The organism is Chitinophaga hostae (assembly GCF_018224885.1).
Classification (GTDB): Bacteria; Bacteroidota; Bacteroidia; order Chitinophagales; family Chitinophagaceae; genus Chitinophaga; species Chitinophaga hostae.
On the sequence record NZ_JAGTXB010000007.1, the window covers coordinates 289,363 to 310,543 of the forward strand.

Annotated in this window: 15 protein-coding genes; 2 read left to right on the forward strand and 13 right to left on the reverse strand. The window is 48.8% G+C overall.

Going from position 1 to position 21,181, the window contains the following annotated elements; all coding sequences use genetic code 11:
• Positions 1-8: 8 nt before the first annotated feature.
• From KE626_RS16855 to KE626_RS16875, 5 genes are all read right to left on the reverse strand, one after another.
• Positions 9-2,867: a glycoside hydrolase family 2 TIM barrel-domain containing protein gene (locus tag KE626_RS16855; RefSeq protein ID WP_211974092.1), complete on the reverse strand. Its 2,859-nt coding sequence runs from the start codon at positions 2,865-2,867 to the stop codon at positions 9-11.
• Between the two features lie 18 nt (positions 2,868-2,885).
• The gene (locus KE626_RS16860; protein WP_211974093.1) at positions 2,886-3,575 is read right to left on the reverse strand and encodes an RraA family protein; all 690 of its coding nucleotides are present in this window, start codon (positions 3,573-3,575) and stop codon (positions 2,886-2,888) included.
• Positions 3,576-3,715: 140 nt separating this feature from the next.
• Positions 3,716-4,615 (reverse strand): AraC family transcriptional regulator, encoded by a 900-nt coding sequence (locus tag KE626_RS16865; RefSeq protein ID WP_211974094.1) that lies wholly within the window; start codon positions 4,613-4,615, stop codon positions 3,716-3,718.
• A 39-nt stretch (positions 4,616-4,654) separates the two neighbouring features.
• Complete coding sequence (locus KE626_RS16870) at positions 4,655-4,867, reverse strand: hypothetical protein (RefSeq protein ID WP_211974095.1); 213 nt, start codon at positions 4,865-4,867, stop codon at positions 4,655-4,657.
• 11 nt (positions 4,868-4,878) lie between these two features.
• Complete coding sequence (locus KE626_RS16875) at positions 4,879-5,373, reverse strand: DinB family protein (RefSeq protein WP_211974096.1); 495 nt, start codon at positions 5,371-5,373, stop codon at positions 4,879-4,881.
• Between the two features lie 111 nt (positions 5,374-5,484).
• Between KE626_RS16875 and KE626_RS16880 the strand changes: the two genes are divergently transcribed.
• Positions 5,485-6,486, forward strand: a complete 1,002-nt coding sequence (locus tag KE626_RS16880) for a GlxA family transcriptional regulator (RefSeq protein WP_249207513.1) — start codon at positions 5,485-5,487, stop codon at positions 6,484-6,486.
• Positions 6,487-6,488: 2 nt separating this feature from the next.
• On the opposite strand, the gene KE626_RS16885 is transcribed toward KE626_RS16880, so the two are convergent.
• The 8 genes from KE626_RS16885 to KE626_RS16920 all read right to left on the reverse strand — a co-directional run bounded on the left by KE626_RS16885 (position 6,489) and on the right by KE626_RS16920 (position 19,882).
• Positions 6,489-7,010, reverse strand: coding sequence for a DinB family protein (locus KE626_RS16885; RefSeq protein ID WP_211974097.1), 522 nt, complete (start codon positions 7,008-7,010; stop codon positions 6,489-6,491).
• 292 nt (positions 7,011-7,302) lie between these two features.
• A complete protein-coding gene (gene uxaC, locus KE626_RS16890; RefSeq protein WP_211974098.1) occupies positions 7,303-8,709 on the reverse strand; it encodes a glucuronate isomerase in 1,407 nt (468 codons plus the stop codon).
• Between the two features lie 19 nt (positions 8,710-8,728).
• Positions 8,729-10,384, reverse strand: coding sequence for a UxaA family hydrolase (locus KE626_RS16895; protein ID WP_211974099.1), 1,656 nt, complete (start codon positions 10,382-10,384; stop codon positions 8,729-8,731).
• A gap of 16 nt (positions 10,385-10,400) precedes the next feature.
• Entirely contained in the window at positions 10,401-11,864 is a 1,464-nt protein-coding gene (locus KE626_RS16900) for a tagaturonate reductase (RefSeq protein WP_211974100.1), read from the reverse strand.
• A gap of 3 nt (positions 11,865-11,867) precedes the next feature.
• Positions 11,868-13,046: a glycoside hydrolase family 88/105 protein gene (locus tag KE626_RS16905; protein ID WP_211974101.1), complete on the reverse strand. Its 1,179-nt coding sequence runs from the start codon at positions 13,044-13,046 to the stop codon at positions 11,868-11,870.
• Positions 13,036-15,267: a glycosyl hydrolase family 28 protein gene (locus KE626_RS16910; RefSeq protein ID WP_211974102.1), complete on the reverse strand. Its 2,232-nt coding sequence runs from the start codon at positions 15,265-15,267 to the stop codon at positions 13,036-13,038. The genes KE626_RS16905 and KE626_RS16910 overlap by 11 nt, the downstream gene beginning before the upstream one ends.
• Positions 15,267-16,907 (reverse strand): RagB/SusD family nutrient uptake outer membrane protein, encoded by a 1,641-nt coding sequence (locus KE626_RS16915; protein WP_211974103.1) that lies wholly within the window; start codon positions 16,905-16,907, stop codon positions 15,267-15,269. The genes KE626_RS16910 and KE626_RS16915 overlap by 1 nt, the downstream gene beginning before the upstream one ends.
• A gap of 17 nt (positions 16,908-16,924) precedes the next feature.
• Positions 16,925-19,882 (reverse strand): SusC/RagA family TonB-linked outer membrane protein, encoded by a 2,958-nt coding sequence (locus KE626_RS16920; protein WP_211974104.1) that lies wholly within the window; start codon positions 19,880-19,882, stop codon positions 16,925-16,927.
• Between the two features lie 223 nt (positions 19,883-20,105).
• Between KE626_RS16920 and KE626_RS16925 the strand changes: the two genes are divergently transcribed.
• The gene (locus KE626_RS16925) at positions 20,106-21,152 is read left to right on the forward strand and encodes a LacI family DNA-binding transcriptional regulator (RefSeq protein ID WP_211974105.1); all 1,047 of its coding nucleotides are present in this window, start codon (positions 20,106-20,108) and stop codon (positions 21,150-21,152) included.
• The last annotated feature ends 29 nt before the right edge of the window (positions 21,153-21,181 follow it).

Genomic DNA, 21,181 nt, shown 5'->3' on the forward strand with positions numbered 1-21,181 from the left:
CTAATCAGTTAATCTATTGTAAATACCAGCGCTCCTTTTACAATTTTGGGTACGCTTTGCTGCGCGTCGGTAAATGGGGCGCTGTAAAAAGGTTCTGATCCGTTATTACTATAGTCTGCTATCAGCAACTGCAGATGCGCATCCTGTAACCAGCTGCGGAGCGACTGTTTACCGTCCGACAAAACAGTAATACCGTTGCCTGCCGCATCTGTCAACGAAGCCCGCAGGATATGCTGTTTGGTGGCCCTGAAATCATTGCTGCCCAGCTCATTGGTATCGTCTTTCCATTTGCCGGCAGGCACTTTTCTCCAGGGCTCCACTCCTTCGGTGATCTGCGCGTGTAGAACAGCCTTCCCTTCATTACGTGCAATATCATCTGCCGGGTAAACGGAAAAACCACCTTTCCTTTTCCAGCTCAGCTGATCAAAGGTAGGGGGTAATTGCAACAACATTCCATATTGTCTTGCCAGCGAATCTGCCCCATGATACCGGATCTCATAAACCATACTTACTTTATTGTCGGGACGGAAATGATACCTGATGCTGCCTTTCGCATTAGTATAGGTAACGGTTTCGTTTACCACAATACCGCTGTCGGTAGCTGCCACCTGCAAGGCAGTGGCAAAGAGCGTATAAAGCGGGTAATTTTTTAACGGGTAGATGTTATTCTGATAGGTTTCTCCGGCTACGTTGGGCTTACCGCCATCTTCACGGTTCACCGGCACCACGCTCCACACCGGTCCCTGCGACAGGATCGTAACATCTCCTTTCTTTGCGGAAACGATCATGCCGGTTAACCGGCTGATATCAAAAGTATGATCTCCCTGGTAAATGGTATAGCTTTGTTCATTTTGTGTATAGCTCAGTTTCACCGGTGCTTTCTTTTCTTCCATAGTAGCGGATTTCAGCGTTATCAACTCTTCGTTCACCACGTTACCTTCAGGATCTGAAAAAGTGAGTTGCACTTCCGATCCCTCGTTTACAGGAATGGTTAATATACCTTCTCCATGCGGTGCTATGTGCACATTTATTTTCTTCTCCTGCCCGTCTACCTGGCAATGGATATTTGCGCTAGTGAGCGTGGTAAAATCAAAACGGTTCTCCACCTGCAATAGCAGTTGTTTACCTTTCACGACCGGCGTTTTGATGTTAGTGACCACTACCGGGGCATACGCTTTTCTCATCCCATAAAATTCCGGTTTTTCCCTTCTCCAGGCATCCAGCGGCCCCCATGGACCATAGCCCACTATACGGCCATCGGGAAGATGAAAGTCATCATCGATCCCCGCCCATATGGCGCCTCCCAAACAATTGGGATGACGGTACATGGCATCATACATCAGGGCGAGCGGCTCGCCGTAAGCGGCCCTGATGCCCGGATCTGTAGCCAGTTCACGCCGGTTGTAACAGGACACATGTGCGTACTCTCCAAACAATACCGGTCGTTTCATCGTATCTGCAGCACGCGGCCCGGTGCTATCCGGATAATGATATACTGCAATATCGGCCTGACTGCCCGCGTTGTTATAGCCGCCCCAGCACTGATCGTGAAAGGTGGTGGGCCGGGTAGGATCCATGGCTTTCACGATCGTATTTACACGTGCAAACAAAGGACTCCACAGCGATTCATTTGCAAGCGACCAGATAATGATACTCGGATGATTACGTTGCGCATTTACTTTTTCTACGTTGGCGCGGATAAAATAGGGCAGGTATTTTTCATCTTTATAATTCCATAATCTCCATATTGGTGAAGCGCCGTGTTCTATCCAGCAGATCGCCGATTCACTTTCCACAAACAATCCCAGCTCATCTGCCGCCGCCAAAAATTCTTCCGAAGGCGGATAATGGGAGGTGCGGATATAATTGCAGTTACCTTTTTTAAACAAGGCTGCATCTTGCCGCGACAGTTCCGGTGTAATGCTGCGGCCCAGGATGGGATGCACATCATGACGGCATACGCCATGCAGTTTCACCGGTTTGCCATTTACCAGCAAAAGACCACCGTTTACTTTTACTTCGCGGAAGCCTACCTGTTGAGCGATGGTTTCCAATACTTGTCCGTTTTCCAGCAAACTGGCCTTCAATGTATACAGGCAGGGCTTTTCCGGGTTCCAGGTCTGAACGCGGCCCACCGGTATTTCCTGCGGGGCGCCGGCAGCTATCGTTTTTTCCGCCACTTTTTTCCCGGCGGCATCCGTGAGTACATAATGCATTGTTCCTTTGGTACTGTTGGTACCCAGATCTACCAACAGTGAACCCTGTGTATAGTCCCGGCTTAACTGCGTAGTAATATTTAGTTTTTCGATATTAATATCCGGTAAAACAAATAAAGTAACTTTTCGTAAGATGCCACCCATCGTGTGCACTGCGTATTGTGAAATACATCCCAGTTTATCCGAAATGGTCAGGGCCTGCACCTGTACCTCCAGCTGATTTTCACCCGCTTTCACGGTGCTGCTGATCTCTGCTTCAAAAGGAACAAAACCTCCTTCATGCGTTACTACTGCTTTTCCATTTACCAGTACTTTACCCCAGGAGCTTACGCCGTCAAAGCGGATCATGATCCGTTTGCCCTGCCAGTCGTCCGGCACCCGGAAGTTACGGTGATAGATGGCAGTATCGCCTTCATTTACCCGGAACCCCTGCATGGTCCATTCGCCGGGTACTGCAATGGAGGCCGGCTTACCTGCGGCGCCATTTGAAAAAGACCAGTTGCCATTGAGCAACAATAACGGGGCAGTAACACCGGCTACCATTACGGGCCGGGGCGAAAGGCGGGGAATGGTATAATTATCAGTGGGGGTTTGTGCCTGTGCCCATCCATTGATCAAGAGGCCGGCGGCAAATAAAACTTTCTTTATCACCATACATATTTTAAACAACTACATAATTCCATACTTTTCAAAGGCAGCAGATGCCGACATCCCGTTCTCTATCTCCCGCTGCACTATTTTTTCTCCGCGTACCTTTTCAAGGGCGAGGCGAAACACGTCTTGTTCCGCATGCTGCGGCACAATGCAAGCGCCATCCATATCACCCAATACGATGTCACCCGGTTGTATAATTACCCCGTTCATTTCAATGGGGATACGGAAATCGAGCACTTTACCACGCGGGCCCTGGTCCTGCGCATAACGGCCATATGAAAAAGTCGGGAACTGTAATTTTAAAATACCCCGGGTATCGCGGGAGTAGCCGTTTACAACGGCGCCGGCAGCTCCCAGCTTCATGGCTCGGGTGCTCATCAGCTCACCCCAGAGGGCATAGGTTGGGGAAGAACCGGTACAGATATATACTTCATTTTTTTTCAGGTCATCGAGTGCCCGGAGCATCAGGCCAAACGGTTGTTGCAGGGTAGCATTGTGCAGACTTTGTTCTCCCGAAATCATATCCGCTTCCAACACCGTCATCGCTCGTCCGGCTACGACCATGGCGCTGTGCAGGGGTTGTATCTGCGGAGGCAGGAACTGCCGGAACAAGCCCATTTTATCCATCACGTCGCCTACCACCGCGGAAAACAATTCTCCTTTGATCAGCGAAAAAAGTTCATCGTCATTTTTCCATCTATTCATAGTTGTCCTGTTTCTGTTAATACTCCAAAGGTATTTCTCCTGTACAGGAGTTCATCCAACTATATTAATCAACATTGCAACTTTTTTAACCCGATTTGATGAAAATTCGTTTTAGTTATATTAATAAAATTACAATCTGGTTATGCTTTATGGGTAGATGTTCTCATTGATTTCCGGTATTGACTGGGGTTTTCTCCTTTAATTTCCCGGAAAAATTTATTGAAGTTGGTGAGGTTCTGGTAACCGCTTTCATAGCAAATTTCGCCTATGCTGCGATCTTCGTCCAGCAATAGTTTACAGGCATGACCTATTCTTATTTCGTTGATAAACCGGGTAAGGGATTTGCCGGTATGCTTCTTAAAATAACGGCAGAAAGCCGGTGGCGTCATATTCGCCAGTGCGGCTACATCATCGAGGCTGGTATCTCCCGGAAAATTATTCATCAGGTATTGGTAGACCACATTAATGCGGGCGGTATCTTTTGGCTGAAAGGAGTTTTCGAACTGTATACTGCTCAGGTATTCAAATTCGGCGGAGTCGGTAAGCAGCTCCAGTATTCTCATAAAATCGAGCAGCTTTCCCAGCCCTTTCCGGCGGGTAATGCCGGCCAGCAACTGTATTACCTGTTGCTGGGTGTCGCCTGTAAAACGCACACCCCGTTCCGCTCTTTCTATCAGGCGCTTTACGGGGGCAATGATTTCTTCTTCCTCTGATAGCTGCTGCAGAAAGTTCGCCGGGAAATAGACCACGATAGACTTTACATTTCCTTTAACCGGGGCGTCGCGGAACGAGGCATCGTTCAGCCAGATATGCGGCAGGTTGGGGCCCATCAGTACCAGGTCGCCCGGAAGAAAATGATCAACATGATCCCCGACAATACGTTTGCCATGGCTTTCCTGTATCCATACCAGCTCGCATAAATCATGAAAATGAAACGGCGACTGCAGGTAATCCGTATTGATTTTTTTAATATGAATGGTTTTCGCAGCAGGCGTTCCCACTTCAATAAACTGCGCTTTCATGCCCTGAAAGTAAGGCATATCTATGAATTAAGTATCCGGCTCGCCGGAGCCGGATACTTAGTCTTCCATCACCCGGCAATGAAAACCGGTTTCATTTACCAACATGACTATTTTTCCCGCCTGGAAATCCTCTCCTTCTACTCTTAGTACTTTATCGCGGTCTTCCAGGTCGAAATTGATTTTACTTTCCGGAAAATTCCGGCGTAACAGCGCTACAATTTCTTTTGCGGTATCCACCCGCTTAACGTTCGTTACAAAGACTTCTACCATTCGAGTTTTTTTTACATATAGCTCATAGCGGGATATCCCAAAAGCCGTCTCCACAGCGCTATCTGGCCAATACAGTTAGCTTCGCGGTAAATGGAGAATGTTACCATATCCCAAACAGGAAACGACATTTTCATTTCCGGGAAATCGAGGATACTGTTCAGTTGTTCATCGGAGGCCTTGATCAATGCTTCTCTTAACACGGGAGTAATAACTTCCCAGTCTTTCTGATATACATCGAGCGACGGATAAGTTACACCATCCTTGATGCCCTGATTTTTCTGGAAAAACTCACCAATGGATGATTTCTTTTCTACCTTTAAAAAATGTGCGAGATCAAACCGCTGTTGCACCAGGCTACCTGCCAGCCAGGCCACATGGTTGGCAGCAGTATCGAGGCGTTTGTGTGCATCTGAATCAGAAAGTCCAAACAGTGCTTTTGGGTAAAAGCCGGTCTGCAGATCATACAGTGAGAGAATGCCGAGCATCCTGTTGCTTACAGTTTCCATATTTTATTTATTTTAGGTATTCAAACTTCCTGTAAGTTAGCTGATAATCGCTTCACACACCGATGCTGATGGAGCCAATCTTAGGGGGTATTTGCGACAAAAACGTTATGTTTGAGAATAACACCAAAAATTGAAAACCGTATGTTACAGATAGGTATCCTGCTTATGCGCCACTACAAGCTGTTAAGCCTTGCAGCCATCACTGACGTACTTGACACCGTCAATAAGATTTACCACAAAAACGGTCAGTCAACCCCGTTTACCATTCACATGGTACACACCGCAGAAACAGCACATCTTGCAGCCGCTTTTCCCGACTACATTTCACATGGAATAGATGTTGCCACTACTTTTAACCTGGTATTGGTACCTTCTTTTACTACGGACGACCTGAAGCAGACTATCACAGCAAACCGGGAATACGTTCCCTGGCTGAAACAGCAGTATAAAAACGGCGCAGAGATAGCCAGCTTCTGTACCGGCGCCTTTTTATTGGGTGCTTCCGGCCTGCTGGATGGAAAAATTGCGACCACCCACGTGGATGCCTGCAAAGATTTCAGCACTGCATTTCCGGCGGTAAATTTATTATCAGACAAAACCGTTACCCACGACGCCGGCATCTATACCAGTGGTGGCGCCACCTCGACCTTCCACCTGCTATTGCATTTGCTGGAAATACATTGCGGTATTGAAATCGCTGTGAGAACCGCAAAAATATTCGCCATTGATATGGGGCGTGATAAACAATCCTATTTCAGCACTTTTCAGCCAACCCGCAATCATCACGACGACCTTGTGGCCACCGCGCAGCAAAGGATTGAAGCCAGCTACCAGGAGGCTGCCACCATTGAAGAAATGATCAAAGACATTCCTTCCAGCCGCAGGAATATTGTAAGAAGATTTAAGCAGGTAACCGGTGTGACCCCTATCGAATACCTGCAGCTCACCCGTATTGAAGCCGCTAAAAAACTACTCGAACAAACAGGACAACAAATGATGGAAGTGATCTTTAATTCCGGTTATAACGACCCCAAGGCATTCAGAAAGGTCTTTCGCAAAACAGTGGGAATGACGCCTTCTGAATACCGGGAGAAGTTTAATGCGGTGAGATAGCATTAGTTCCTGTCCCAGAAAAAGGGTGGTTCAATACCTAAAGAGCGGAGATACACAAACCCCTGTCCGCGGTGATGAATCTCATTGTCGATAAAATAGAACAGCAGGCTGGTAATAGTTCCTTCATATTGGCCAAAGGCTTTCATGGTTGTATGAAAACCGTCCGGGGCAATCCTCGGCCAGTAGTCGTCGATCTGCGTGGTCACCACATCCCATAACTGTAACAATTCCTCTTTGCTGGTTGGTGCTGTTAACCCGGTATGTTTAAGCAAATCTGCCATCTGCAGCCATTCCCCTGTGGCAAAGCCATGTACCCCGGAAGAGGCAATACGCAGCATTTCCATAATAAGCTCCGAAAATGGACGCATGCCACCCACGCTGTAGCTGAAAAGCTGGTCGGCCGGGAACTTCTCTATTGCCCTGCGGGTTACCTTGCGATGGCCCTGCCAGTGCTCCAGGAGCTGTTCACGATTGATAATAACTTCTGTAGCGGGTGCGGTAGCTGTCAATGTATTGTTTTCCATAAATCTGTATGTTTTTTGATTACAATACAAAGAAACCAGGGGGGGTGTGACAACCCTATGTCAGTAGTCTCAAAAAAAAGTTTCTGGAGCGGAGGGGAAGGCCTTCGGCCTTTGTCTTGGGCAGGATTAAAATGATTTTGATGATTAGGATGATTTTATTCCTTACTTATATAGGACGCTTTTTTTTACTAAAGGTCAGCGCAATACGATGGCACTACCTGGTAAAAGAAATAAAATCATCCTAATCATCAAAATCATTTTAATCCTGCCCAAAGACCAGCGCCGAAGGCGCTCATTCCCATCCAAAATAGGCCCTGGCATTCCCGTAACAAATGTTCTGAATCATCGCTCCCACCTGGTCAATATCGTCCGGGATTTCGCCCCGTTCTATTTCTTCCCCGAAGAGATCGCAGAGCAGGCGCCGGAAATATTCATGGCGGGGGTACGACAGGAAGCTGCGGGAGTCGGTGAGCATTCCTACAAAGCGGGAAATAAGCCCCATATTGGACAGCGCGTTTAGTTGCCGCGTCATGCCTTCCTTTTGATCGAGGAACCACCAGGCGGCGCCAAACTGTACTTTTCCGGCCACAGTACCGTCATTGAAATTGCCGGTCATGGTGGCCATGAGCTCATTGTCGGCCGGGTTGAGATTGTAAATAATCGTTTTGGCCAGTTTATCCTGGCTGTCCAGCCTGTCGAGGAACTTTGCCAGCGCCCGGGCCTGCGAAAAATCGCCGATGGAATCCCAACCGGTATCAGGCCCCAGCAAGCGCATCATGCGGGAATTGTTATTACGCAGGGCGCCGAGATGGTATTGCTGTACCCAACCCTTTTCATGATCCATCAGGGCCAGCTCCAGCAGCAACGCTGATTTGAACTGTCTTATTTCCCCCGGTTCCAATGCCTTACCTCCGCGTACTTTCAGAAAGAGCTGCCGGATGGTTGTTTCCGTAAAATCTTCCGCATATATTTCTTCAATACCATGATCAGATACCCTGCAACCATGTAAAGCAAAGAAGTCGTGACGCTCTTTTAAAACCAGCAGCAGGTCGTTGTAGGTGTTAATGTTGCGGTTGGCTGTCTGCTCCAGTTTTTGCAGATACTGAAGATATACCTGCGGATGATCCACATTCATGGCCTGATCCGGGCGGAAGGCAGGAATCACCGGTATTTCAAAACCATCCTGTTTTATTTGCCGGTGATACTGCAGGTCATCTGCCGGATCGTCGGTGGTGCAGATCAGTGCCACATTCCTGCTTCGCAGCAGGTTACGCACGCTGTATGCCGGTGTTTGGAGCAGCTGGTTACAGGTATCGTAAATACCTGGCGCCGATGCTGGATTCAATATTTCTGAGATACCAAAATAACGCTGCAGTTCCAGGTGCGTCCAATGGTACAAAGGATTGCGCAAAGTATGGGGCACGGTGTCTGCCCATTTTTCAAACTTCTCCCAATCCGTATTATTGCCTGTGCAATAGTTCTCCGGGATGCCGTTGGTACGCATTGCCCGCCATTTATAATGATCTCCGTATAGCCATGCCTGTGTGATATTATCAAAACGGGTATCCGCCGCTATCTGTGCCGGTGGCAGGTGACAGTGGTAGTCGATCACCGGCATATCCTTTGCATAATCGTGATATAATCGTTCCGCAGCTTCGCTATTCAGGAGAAAATTTTCATCCATGAATTTTTTTCTCATTAATCGTTCATTTTAAGCATTACAATGACACGCCTCTTTTCCAGGGAATAAAATCATCCTGTCCGTGTAACACGGATTTAGCGGTGATAGTTCCGCTGGCCACCTGTATAACGTAGTCGAGTATACGTTCTCCTGCCGCAGCAATGGTTTCTTCTCCATCTATAATGGTACCGGTGTTGATATCAATAATATCCTGCATGCGCTGATAGAGCTTTGTATTGCTGGACAACTTGACAACCGGCGCAATCGGGTTACCGGTGGGTGTTCCCAGCCCGGTTGTAAACAACACGATATTGGCACCGCTGCCTACTTCTGCAGTAGTGGACTCCACATCATTACCGGGCGTGCATAACAGGTTGAGGCCTGGCTGTTGTACTTTTTCCGGATAATCCAGTACGGCTGCCACGGGTGAGGTACCTCCCTTTTTGGCCGCGCCGGCCGATTTGATGGCGTCAGTAATGAGTCCATCTTTGATATTTCCGGGAGAAGGATTCATATCAAATCCGGAGCCTGCTTCTTCTGCGCGACGCTGGTAAGTGCGCATGAGCTGAATAAAGCGGGTAGCGTCTTCTGCGGAACGGCAACGGTCGCTCATTTCCTGTTCTACTCCGCATAACTCCGGGAATTCAGCCAGTATCACCGAACCGCCCAGGGCTACCAGCAGGTCAGAGGTGTAGCCGATAGCCGGATTGGCGGAGATGCCTGAAAAACCATCTGAACCGCCGCATTCCAGTCCTATGCAAAGTTTGCTCAGCGGCGCCGGTTGCCGGGTGCATTGATTAGCGGTTACCAGGCCGGCAAATGTTTTGCGAATCGCATCGGTGATCAGCACCTGTTCTGCACCTGTTTGCTGTTGATCCAGGATATAGAGTGGCTTGGAAAAATTAGCGTCCCGCTTTTTAATTTCTTCCTGTAACATGCTGACCTGCGCATTCTGGCAACCCAGGCTCAACACGGTTGCACCTGCTACATTGGCATGTGTAATATATCCTGCCAGCAAGCCGCAGAGCGTTTGTGCATCCTGCCGGATACCGCCGCAACCGCCGTCGTGGGTGAGAAATTTAATGCCATCCACATTTTCAAAAATGCGGTGTTGTTCGTTATTACCTGGTCCTGCAGCGTAGGTGGTTTCGAGGATGGCGGCAAGGTCTTTGCCCGCCTGTTGTTGCGCCACCAGCGAACGTGTAAAGGCGGCGTATTGAGCAGGACGGCTATACCCCAGTTCTGACAGCAGCGCTTCTTTCAACACTTCCACATTCCGGTTTTCACAAAATACCAATGGTATTACCAGCCAGTAGTTGGCGGTGCCCACGCTCCCATCGGCCCGGTGGTATCCCATAAATGTTTTTTGTTGCCAGCGGGAGATATCAGGCTGCTGCCATGCTGTTCTTCGCTGGGTAGCCAGTTGGTATCCACTGGCGGCGTGGTGCACATTTTCCACTGCAATGCGGCTACCGGCAGCAATGTGCTGCTGCGCCCGCCCTACCAGCACGCCATACATCACCAATGCATCGTCTTTATCAAAAGCTTTTGCAGCAAATTTGTGTTTTGCCGGGATCTGCTCCTGTATCGTGTATACGGTTCCGTTATACTGCACCGTTTCCGCCTTTTCCAGGTCCTGCAGTGCCACCAGTACATTATCGTCCGGGTGTACTTTTAATACTTTCTGCTTCATGACTATCTTCTTATAACTATGATATGGTTATTTCTGCTGCTACCCGTTCCAGGTAAGCAGCCGTTCCTTCCTGTAATAATGCATTGAGCATAATCGTTACTACGGCGGCAAAACCGGGAATGGCAGTGAGGTCGTGCCCCCACAGGTTTTTGTTACTCAATGTTGTTCTCACGAGTACATCAACCGGTAATTGCTGCCACTGCTCCTGGTACCAGCCCGCGTGTTCGTCCTGGATACTGTATGTTTCGCTGCCGCGCATAAACAACAGGTGTGCGGCAAAGCCCAGCGAAATAAGTGCCGGTATCTGTCCCGTGCGCTGGTTGTACTCCAATAATACCGGCACCACCCGCATCTTTAGTTTGGATGTATACTGTGTGCAGATACTCAACCAGCGGTGTTCGATATATGGATTACGGAAGCGGTCGAGTACGGCGCCGGCAAAACGAACAGCCGCATCGTTTCGTATATGCAAACCAGTTATGGCCGGAATAATCTCCTGCATCATCAGTCCTTCCATGTAAGCAGCCATTGATTCCTGGTTCATCGCCGCCACCACGGTATCTATTCCGGCCAGAAAAGCCAGTCCGCAACTGAGTGTATGCGTGCCGTTCAACAAACGCAGCTTCAGCTCGCGGAATACATTAATATCCGGCGATAATACCACGCCGGCATCTGCCTCACTGAAAGACAATACCTTCCGCACCTGTTCACTGTTTGTTTCAATGGCCCATAAACGATATACTTCCGTCATGATCATCAGCTCATCCTCATAGCCGGTATCCATGGCTGCAGCGCCGGGTACAATACAGTCCACCAGCGAATTGCAGTAATGGTTGCTATTATGCAGCCAGTCAACAAACGCATCATCCAGGCGGTTAAAGGCACATAACTCCAGCAGGATTTCTTTCAGCCTGCTGCCGTTATCCGGTATGAGTTCTGTGGGAATGATCACCATTCCCCTGCCGGGATCACCGCTGAAATGCTGGTAACGCTTATACAGGAAAGCCAGCAGCTTAGCAGGAAAAGATGCCGGCGGTACGGCGAATATACTTTCCGCCACATAGGCAATGCCGATCTCAGTGGTATTGGATACCACGATCTGCATGTCAGGGTTGATGGCGCATGCCAGGATCTGCTCCCATTGCGAAGCGGCATTCAACACCCTGCTGATGGAGCCATTCACAATATCCATCGCTACCTTTTGACCGCCTTCGATGCCGCGTATACATTGTGTATAGAGGTTATCCTGATCATCGAAGGCACCTGTACTTCCTTTGCCGGTAGATTTCACTACTACAACCCGGCCATTGAATAGCCCCTGCCTGTTCGCTTTATCAATGAAAGCATCGGGCAAACCTCTCAGCAGCACGCCCGTACCAAACTGTAGTACTTTTTCCGGCAACTCAAAACAGCCTGCAACAGGCAGTTGCAGCGTATCACTTTCGTTTAGCCGGGCCAGTGTTTTTTTTGATAATTTCATACCTTATTTTTTTGTCGTCATTTCCATTTCATTGGCAGCTAACAGGTACGCCCCTACGCCTTTTGGATCGTTGTCGATCACTTTTTCACTGAGATAATATTCATAGCTGCCATCACGGTAAGGTTCTCCGCCCAAACCGGCTACGCTAACGGTACCGGCCAGGGTGATATCTCCTTCCTTATTTTTTTTGATAAACTGTTGTAAGATACCGGCATATCCTTTTGCTGCCACCTTGCGGTAGCTGGCGGGTAAATAACCCAGACGCACGCCTTTCGCTAACGCATACACGAACATGCAGGAAGCAGAAGCCTCTACATAATTACCTTTACTCCCTGCCTTATCCAGCACCTGGAACCAGCAGCCGGTGGCGGTATCCTGGTATTTTCCGACCGCTGCAGCGGTGCGGTTTAAAATAGCGATCAGACTGTCTTTTCCCGGATCTCCTGCCGGGTAATAATCCAATGCATCTACCAGTGCCATCGCATACCAGCCCATGGCGCGGCCCCAGAAATTGGGGGACTGCCCGGTCACTTTATTGGCCCAACGCTGCTGCCGCGATTCGTCCCATGCATGATACAATAATCCTGTCCGGGCATCGCGCGCATGTGTTTCCATGAGTACGAACTGCCGCGTGATATCCCGGAAAGAGCTATCTTCATGAAACAATGCCGCATACGCTGCATAGAACGGCTCTCCCATGTAAAGTCCATCCAGCCACATTTGCCAGGGGTATCGCTGTTTATGCCAGAAGCCGCCATCGCTGGTGCGCGGCTGTCCTTTCAGTTGCTCCCGCAAATGCGCCGCTGCCAGTTTATATTTATTGTTGCCGGTGGCCTTATATAACGTCAGCAGCGCATGGCCGTTCTTTATATTATCGATATTATAATCCATTAGCCGGTACGTACGGATATCACCGTTATCTTCCACAAAAAAATCCATACTCTTTTGCATATACCGGAGGTAACGCGGATCACCGGTCCGCTTCCATAAACCGGTAAATCCATCCAGGATCACTCCCTGATCATAGTTCCATTTAACGGGCGTGCCGGGTTGCATTGTCAGCGAGTCTTTCCATATCCGCATAACGGTGGCGGCCATACCGGCAGCGCCGGTCTGCGCCCGGGCGCTAAGAGCGTTGATCGCAAACAGCCCGGTAATAAGTAAGGTCTTTTTAAAATGCATGGTCTTCCGTTGATTTGTTACGGGTATCACGATAACGGCAGCTATCGCGTATAATATCTTTGACATTGCGTGTTTGCATCACCGGTAAACCGGAGGAGGTAACGAGGTATGCATTTTGAAAATGCACATTATTTGCTTCCATACAGCTGATGCCTTCTTCCGCTTTCATGACAAGGTTGCGCAGAAAAATATTGCTGACAGGCATCTCCGGTAAACCGCGGATGAAAACAGCCTTCTTTGCGCCATCACACACAATGTTGTTAATATAAAAATTACGGAACCGGGGCGTGGCCGCTGTTACCGGCAACAGCTCCACCTTGGGTGCTGCCCTCTTTTCCCCCAGCAACGGCACAGGATCCTTGGCGGCATAGTACATATCGAACAGGATGGCTTCTCCCGGGATATCTTTCATGTTGATATCTGCCGCATAAATATTTTCCACTACCCCGCCACGGCCACGGGCGGTTTTAAAACGCAACCCGATATCGGTGCCCAGGAAGGAACAATCCGACACATAAATATTACGGGCGCCGCCAGACATTTCACTGCCTATTACAAAACCGCCATGCGCATGATATACCGTACAATTGTGTACAATCACATTCTCTGTGGGTTTGCCGCGTTTTCGACCCTGCTCATCCCTGCCCGATTTTATACAGATGCCATCATCCCCTACATCAAAAGTGCAGTCGAGGATCTGTGCATTGCTGCATGATTCCAGGTCTACGCCGTCTCCATTTTGTGCATACCAGGGATTTTTCGCGTAAATACCACGCAGCGTAATGTTTTCGCAAAGCAGCGGATGCAAACACCAGGCGGGAGAATTCTGGAACGTAACGCCTTCCAGCAATACATTTTTACAGGAAGAAATACTGATCATATTCGGGCGAAGAAAATCCTTGATAGCCGCATAGTCTGCAGGCTGGCTTCCCGGCGTAATGACGCCTGCCTGCGGAGTTTTGGACCCCAGGTACGATTGCTTCGATGGATACCAGGTAACGCTGTCTTCCCCCAGCAGCCCGCCGGAGGCCAGGAGTTTCTCCCATTGCGTAGCGGTGAGTTTTGCTTTCTTTACAATACGCCATGCATCACCACCGCCATCAAGGATGCCACTACCGGTAATGGCTATATTTTCCAGGTTATTGCCTGATACGGGCGGCTGACAACGAACCGCCGCCAGTCCCTCATAGGTAGTATTGATCAACGGGTATTGATCAAAGTCGGTAGTAAACTGTAATACGGCGTTGGCGGCGAGATGAAGATTTACATTGCTCTTTAATACCAGCGGCCCTGTAAGCCACAGTCCGCGGGGGATCAGCACTACGCCGCCCCCTTTATTGCTGCAGGTGGTAATAGCCTCATTAATACTTTTACTGTTCAGGGTAATACCATCTGCTTTAGCACCAAAGGCCAGGATATTGAAGGTATCGTTTCTAAAATGCGGTTCATATACCAGTGGCAGTTCATAAGCATACTTTCCTTCAAAAGGCGTTTTCTTCAGCCAGGCGGCCAGGGGTAATTGTTTGTCCCTGATATCGCGGGCAATCAAAGCAGCCATCTTCGCAGCGCCGTAACCGTTAAAATGAGTATTGTCTGTAACGCCCTCGGGCAAAGAGTTATAGTGTCCTGGCGGTATAGTTTTGAACATTTTCACGGAAGCGGTATCTCCTTCCTGCGCAAGCAATGCCGCGCTGCTTTTTTGCAGATCCAGTAACGGTACCTGCATGGACGCCGCCACGGCTCTTACTACGGTCGGGTATTCGCCATGGGTATCTTCTAAAATACCATTCACAAACTTACGCCGCGCTACGGGGGTAATAAGTACCGGGTGGGCGCCTTTGGCGCGGGCTTCTTTCACAAAACGTTCCAGGTTTGTTTTATAAGCGCCCTGCGGTGCGGCATAGCGGGTACTGTCGGTTATTTTGGCATCGTTATGACCAAACTGGATCATCACCCAGTCGCCGGCATGTAATTGCGCCAATACACTATCCCAACGATGTTCATCGATAAAGCTTTTGGTACTGCGACCGTTAACGGCATAATTTTTTATCACGGTGCCAGGCTCAAAAAATTGCGGGAGCAGCTGTCCCCAGCCTCTTTCCGGGTTGCCGGCCAATGGTTTGTCGGCCATCGTGGAATCACCGATCAGGGATATAGCGGGTTTGGGACCGGCTGGCGCCAGTCCCAATAATGATAACAGTAATAGCTGTAAATATCTCATTAGTTATATTTATCGTTCTGCTTAAACTCTCCTTTGTTGCTTACGGCATCTATCTGGTCCTGCGGGATGGGCCGTACATTGTGGTACGATTGGAAATACTGGCTGGCATCCGGATTATGGAGCGCAATCCTTTCTCCCAGTTTACCGGTACGTTTCAGATCAAACCAGCGTAATTGTTCGCCTGCCAGCTCCCGGGCCCTTTCATCGAGGATAAAATCCAGGTTGATGTCAGTGGCTCTTATCTCCATCGCCGTTTCCTGCCCGGGAATGGCCGCGCGTTTACGGATCACATTGATATAGTCTGCCGCTTTGGATGCATTGCCCAGTTTAAATTGCGCTTCGCCGGCAATGAGGTACATCTCTGCGAGTCTTATAATAAATGCGTCGCGGGCGCTTTGTTCTTCGTTCATGGATGCCCGTGTGGGGTCGTCAAATTTCTGCAACGATACATAGTGCGTACGATCGTTTCCGCCACCTGCTGCGGTATACACCGTATTCCGGTCGTACACGCGGTATTTCGTGGTAGCCGGTAAAACATATTTGCTGCAAAGCACCGCGGTATCGCCAAGCTTCATCCCTGCCGGCGCCGTTTTCAGGTTATTGCAGTACCATACTTGTTTAAAAGAGGCGCCGTAGCGGGCATCTGCCTTTTCATCAAACAAGTTTAACAGGAACAAGGTTGGCATATAGCGGTTAAACGGACGCTGATTAGCAATATCGCGTTGCATACCCGGGAGATCGTCGTACTTCATAGCAAACATCAGGTGACCGTTGTTGGCGCCACGGGAATGCCCATTGGGGAAAAGCGTGGCGTCTGTGCGGTCATCAAATACCAGGTTCTTCATATAGTTTACAGCCCAGATCACTTCTTTGTTCTGCAGGTTATCCATGCGCCACAGGTCTGCATACTTTGGCAATAACGTATAGCCGTAGCTGTTAATTACTTTATCTGCCAGGTCTGCAGCCTGCTGATTTTTGCCACGGGTGAGATACATCCTTGCCAGGAAAGCCTCTGCAGCGGGTTTTGTAACCCTCCCATAATCACCGGTGGTAACGGGAAGGTCATTTACAGCCACATCCAGGTCACGGAAAATTTGTGCGTAGAACGTATCCACCGGCGTGCGGTTCGCGGTGGTGATAACACCGGAGGTTTCTTCCAGCGTAAAATGTACCGGTCCCCAGGTTTCTACGATATGCCAGTAATAAAACGCCCGAAGGAAATGCAGCTCGGCATTGCGCGTTTTTTGTTTGTCGGCGGTAAGCCCTGCTTTACCGATGCGGGCGATACCTGTATTACAAAGATTGATAGCCGCATACAACTGTTTCCAGAGCCCGCTCATAACAGTGTTGCTGGCCTGCAGGTTGTTATAATTGGTAATGTCGGGATATTTGTCGCCGGTGCCACTGGTCCAGATATCCGTTCCCATTTCCGCGATGCTGTATCCTTCTTCTTTTCCGTACCACCAACGGTTATAGGTATACGCTGCATTCACCAGGGTTTCAAACCCTTCCGGCGTGGTGTAAACAGCATCTGTAGTAGTGCCGCCCGGATTGTATTCTTCCAGTTGTTTATTACAGGAAGTCATACCTGCCGCTGCTATGGCGAGTATAATAAGGTACTTATTTATGTTAGGTTTCATAACTGCTTTTTTAAAAATTAGAACTCAACATTTAATCCGGCCACATACATTTTTGTCAATGGGTTACTGAGGTCGCCTCCTCTTTCCGGGTCATAATTCTTTACCTTACTGAAGGTAAAGAGGTTCTTACCGGTTACGTATAAACGCAGACTGCTCAGGTGCAGCGGTTTCAACGCCTGTGTAGTGAAGGTATACCCGAGCGACAGGTTACGGATCTTGACAAAGGAGCCGTCTTTATAACCCAGCGTTTTAATAAACGGGGTACCGTCTTTCGAAAGACTCGCATTGGGCCTTGGATAATCGTTGGAAGCATTTTCCGGTGTCCAGTAGTTTAATGGCGCACTGTTTTCCAATCCCTGCGGATCGAATTTAGCGGCGTATTCGGAGTTGATCCACTGACCGATACGGGCAAATACATAAATATTGAGGTCAAAATTTTTGTATCGTATGTCATTATTAAAGCCTCCGCTCCATTTGGGTACCTGGGCGCCGAGGATGATGCGGTCGGCAGAATTGATCTGTCCATTTCCGTCCTGGTCCTTCACCCGGATATCACCGGGTTTATAACCAAACTTGGCAGCCTCGGCTGCATCGGCTGTTTGCCAGATACCAATTTTTTGCTGATCAAAATATACCCTCACCGGGGAGCCGATAAACCATCCGTTGGCTACATCATTGGTATTACCATCTGCCAGTGCAACAATTTCTTCCTTATTGCGGGAGTATACGATGTTGGAAGTCCAGCGAAAATCGGCAGTAGCGATATTGGTAGTATTGATACCTATTTCTACGCCACGGTTACGGGTTTTACCAATGTTCTGTACCACGGAGCTAACGCCGGAGGAGGTAGGCAAACTGCGCTGCAGCAGCAGGTCTTTCGTTTTGGTATCGTAGTAATCGATGCTGCCGCTTACTTTTCCGGCGATGATGCCGAAGTCGATCCCGATATTTTTAGTGGTAGACAATTCCCATTTCAATCCTTTGTTGCCTGTCTGGTCACCGATGGCGTAGGCCATAGCGGCGTTTGTGTCATCATAGGAGAAAGGGATTTTTGTCAGATAACTGGCGGTAGAATATGGATCTACCGCATCATTACCGGCCACGCCATAGCTCACTCTTAACTTCAGGTCGTTCAGGAATGTTTGTGATTTCATGAACTTCTCGTCGCTGATGCGCCATGCGCCTGCTACTGAGGGAAAGAAGGCCCATTTGTTACCGGGCGATAATTTAGAAGAGCCATCAGAGCGACCGGTAAGTGACAGCAGGTATTTTCCTTTAAAGGCATAGTTGAGCCGGCCCGTAAAGGAGATCAGTTTGCTGGCCTGGTACATGGTGCGCACCGCAATGCCGCTCACATTATTTTGCAGCGCATAGTAAAGCTGGGAAGGCAGTAATTGTCCTTCGCCCTGCATCAGGGAAGAATCGCGCTGATCAGACAATACGCTGGCTACGCCGGTAACGCCGAAGGTGTGGTCGCCGATGGTTTTGTTGTAGGTGGCCACGTTTTCCCAGCTGAGATACCTGCGGGTGCTGCCGTTTGATTGCGACCTCGAAGTAGAAGCCGTTGATCTGTCGATAGAACTTTTAGAAGCAAAAACGCCTTGTTTGGCATTTTCCAGGGTAACGCCAAAATTGGATCGGAACATAAAACCTGCGAAGGGCGTGAGTTCCAGGTAAGCATTTATAAAGGTGCGCGTGGTGCGGGTAATATTCTGGTAGGCATTGGGTTGTTCATCTGCCAGTGGGTTGATAGCGGAGCCACTGTTAGGAAACAGCACCAGGTTACCTGCAGAATCGTACGGCATTGCCAGCGGAATATATTTATTGGCCTGGTTCAACGGGTCGCGGCGGGCACTCTGATCATAGTAGGTAATCTGGCTTTGTGCACCTATCTTGATAGCGTCGTTGATGGTTTGATCGATGTTTAAACGGGTGGAATAGCGTTTCAGCTGATCCAGTTTCAGGAGTCCTTTCTCATCGAAATAATCGAAGGAAAAGTAAACTTTTGTTTTTTCAGATCCTCCGGAGATGCCCGCCTGGTAGTCTTGCTGTAAGCCATTATGCAGCAGCAGATCGGCGTAATTCGTCCACAGGTTATTTTTGATTTCATCCAATTCAAAGGCATTGAATATTTTCGGATCATCCGCTACACTGTTCCATCTGCCGGTAGTACGATTGGCTTCCCGTTTCAGGGCCGTATATTCTTCCCCGTTACTCATGCGCGGGTAGCCATTTACTTCAGACACGCCCACATAGGAGCTCACATTTACTTTTGGTTTGCCGGAGGTACCTCTTTTGGTAGTGACCATGATTACCCCGTTGGCGCCGCGGGAGCCGTATATGGCGGTGGAAGAGGCGTCCTTTAATACTTCCATGGACTGGATATCGTTGGGGTTGATGTCCTGTATATTTTCATATTGCACGCCATCAACGATGTAGAGCGGGCCGTTGCTCGCCTTGATAGACCTGTTTCCTCTTACCGTTACATTCACTTTTGCGCCGGCGGCGCCGCTGCTGCGGGTAATATCTACGCCGGGAAGCCGGCCCTGGGCGGCTTCCATAACGTTGGTAGAAGGCACTTTTTTCAATTCTTCCCCTTTTACAGAAACTACCGCGCCGGTGAGATCACGTTTTTTCACCATTCCATAACCCACTACTACGATTTCATCCAGTTTTTTATTATTCGATTCCATTTTTACTGTCATATTGACATTATCAGCTACCATAGTCAGTGGCGTGTATCCCACATAACTGAAGAGCAGCGCTGTTCTTTTCCCTTCCGGCACCTGGAGGGTAAAATTTCCATGTGTATCTGTTTGGGTACCACTGGTCGTTCCTTTCACCTGTACACTCACAAGTGGTAGCCCGTTGCCGGAAGAAGCATCGGTTACCCTCCCTTTTACGGTACGGGTCTGTGCAATCGCCCAGCCGCTAAAACCCAATAGCAGCAAGCAAATAAGGTAAATTCTTTTCATAACGTTCGGGTGAATTTAAATGGCAAATAAAGGTTGTGCGATAATGAGCAATAATTAAACGTGGCAATTTGTTGGTTGAAAACAGGATCGCTTTTTCGTGTCGTATGGACACAAGTCTACAGAACTATTTATTAATTGTGAAGTTTATTTACGCAATCGTTCCCGGAAAAATCAGTACTTTCACTGTCTGTGAAAAAGCCGGGAAACACAGACCGGAAGGCGTATGAAGTATAAAGCAGCTACTATAAAAGATATTGCACAGGCGCTTCACCTGTCTACCTCCACAGTATCCCGTGCGTTACGGGACAGTCATGAAATCAGCGCCGCTACCAAGCAGCTGGTGCTGGATCATGCAGCAAAGCTGAACTATCATCCCAACCCGATTGCGTTGAGTTTGAAAGAAAAAAAGAGCGGATCTATCGGGGTAATTGTATCTGAAATTGCGAACAGTTTTTTTTCACAGACGATCAACGGCATCGAATCTGTTGCTAACGAGAAAGGCTATACGGTAATTATTTCGCAGAGTCATGAGTCTTTCGAAAAAGAAGTGAGAACGCTGCACTACCTGGCTTCCCGCTCTATTGACGGGTTACTCATTTCTGTATCCAGCGCTACCAAAGATCTGACACAGCTGAAAGCCCTGCATCAATATGGCTTTCCGATTGTATTTTTCGACAGGATTGTGGAAGATATCGCTACGCATAAGGTGATGGTAGATAATTTCCAGGGAGCCTACAATGCTACCATGCACCTGCTGGCAGAGGGATATCAGCGTATTGCCTGCATCACCAATTCGGCGCATTTATCCATTACCCGGGAGCGGGTGGCGGGATACGTAGCGGCGTTGGAAAAGCATGGTATATCATCTCATCCTTCCCTCATCAAATATTGCTTTCATGGCGGCATGCTGCTGGATGAGGTTACGGCAGCGGTGAACCAGCTGATGAAGGCAAAGCCCCGCCCGGATGCGATCTTTACTACTTCAGATAAATTAACTACCGGTTGTATGCGTGCGCTAAAAAAAGCGGGCGTGGCGATTCCCGGAGAGATAGCGCTGACAGGGTTTTCCAACTCGGAGTTAATAGAACTGTTGCATGCGCCGATCACAGTAGTGCGGCAGCCGGCATTTGAAATGGGCCGGGTAGCCACAGAATTGTTGTTGCAATTGATAGAAAGCAAACGACCGGTAAAAGATTTTGATACCAGGATATTGCAAACAGAGCTGATCACAGCACCGGAAGTACCTGCAAAGAAAAAAGGACGGAAGTAGTTTTGGTGGCTGAAAAACTGCCCGCGCCT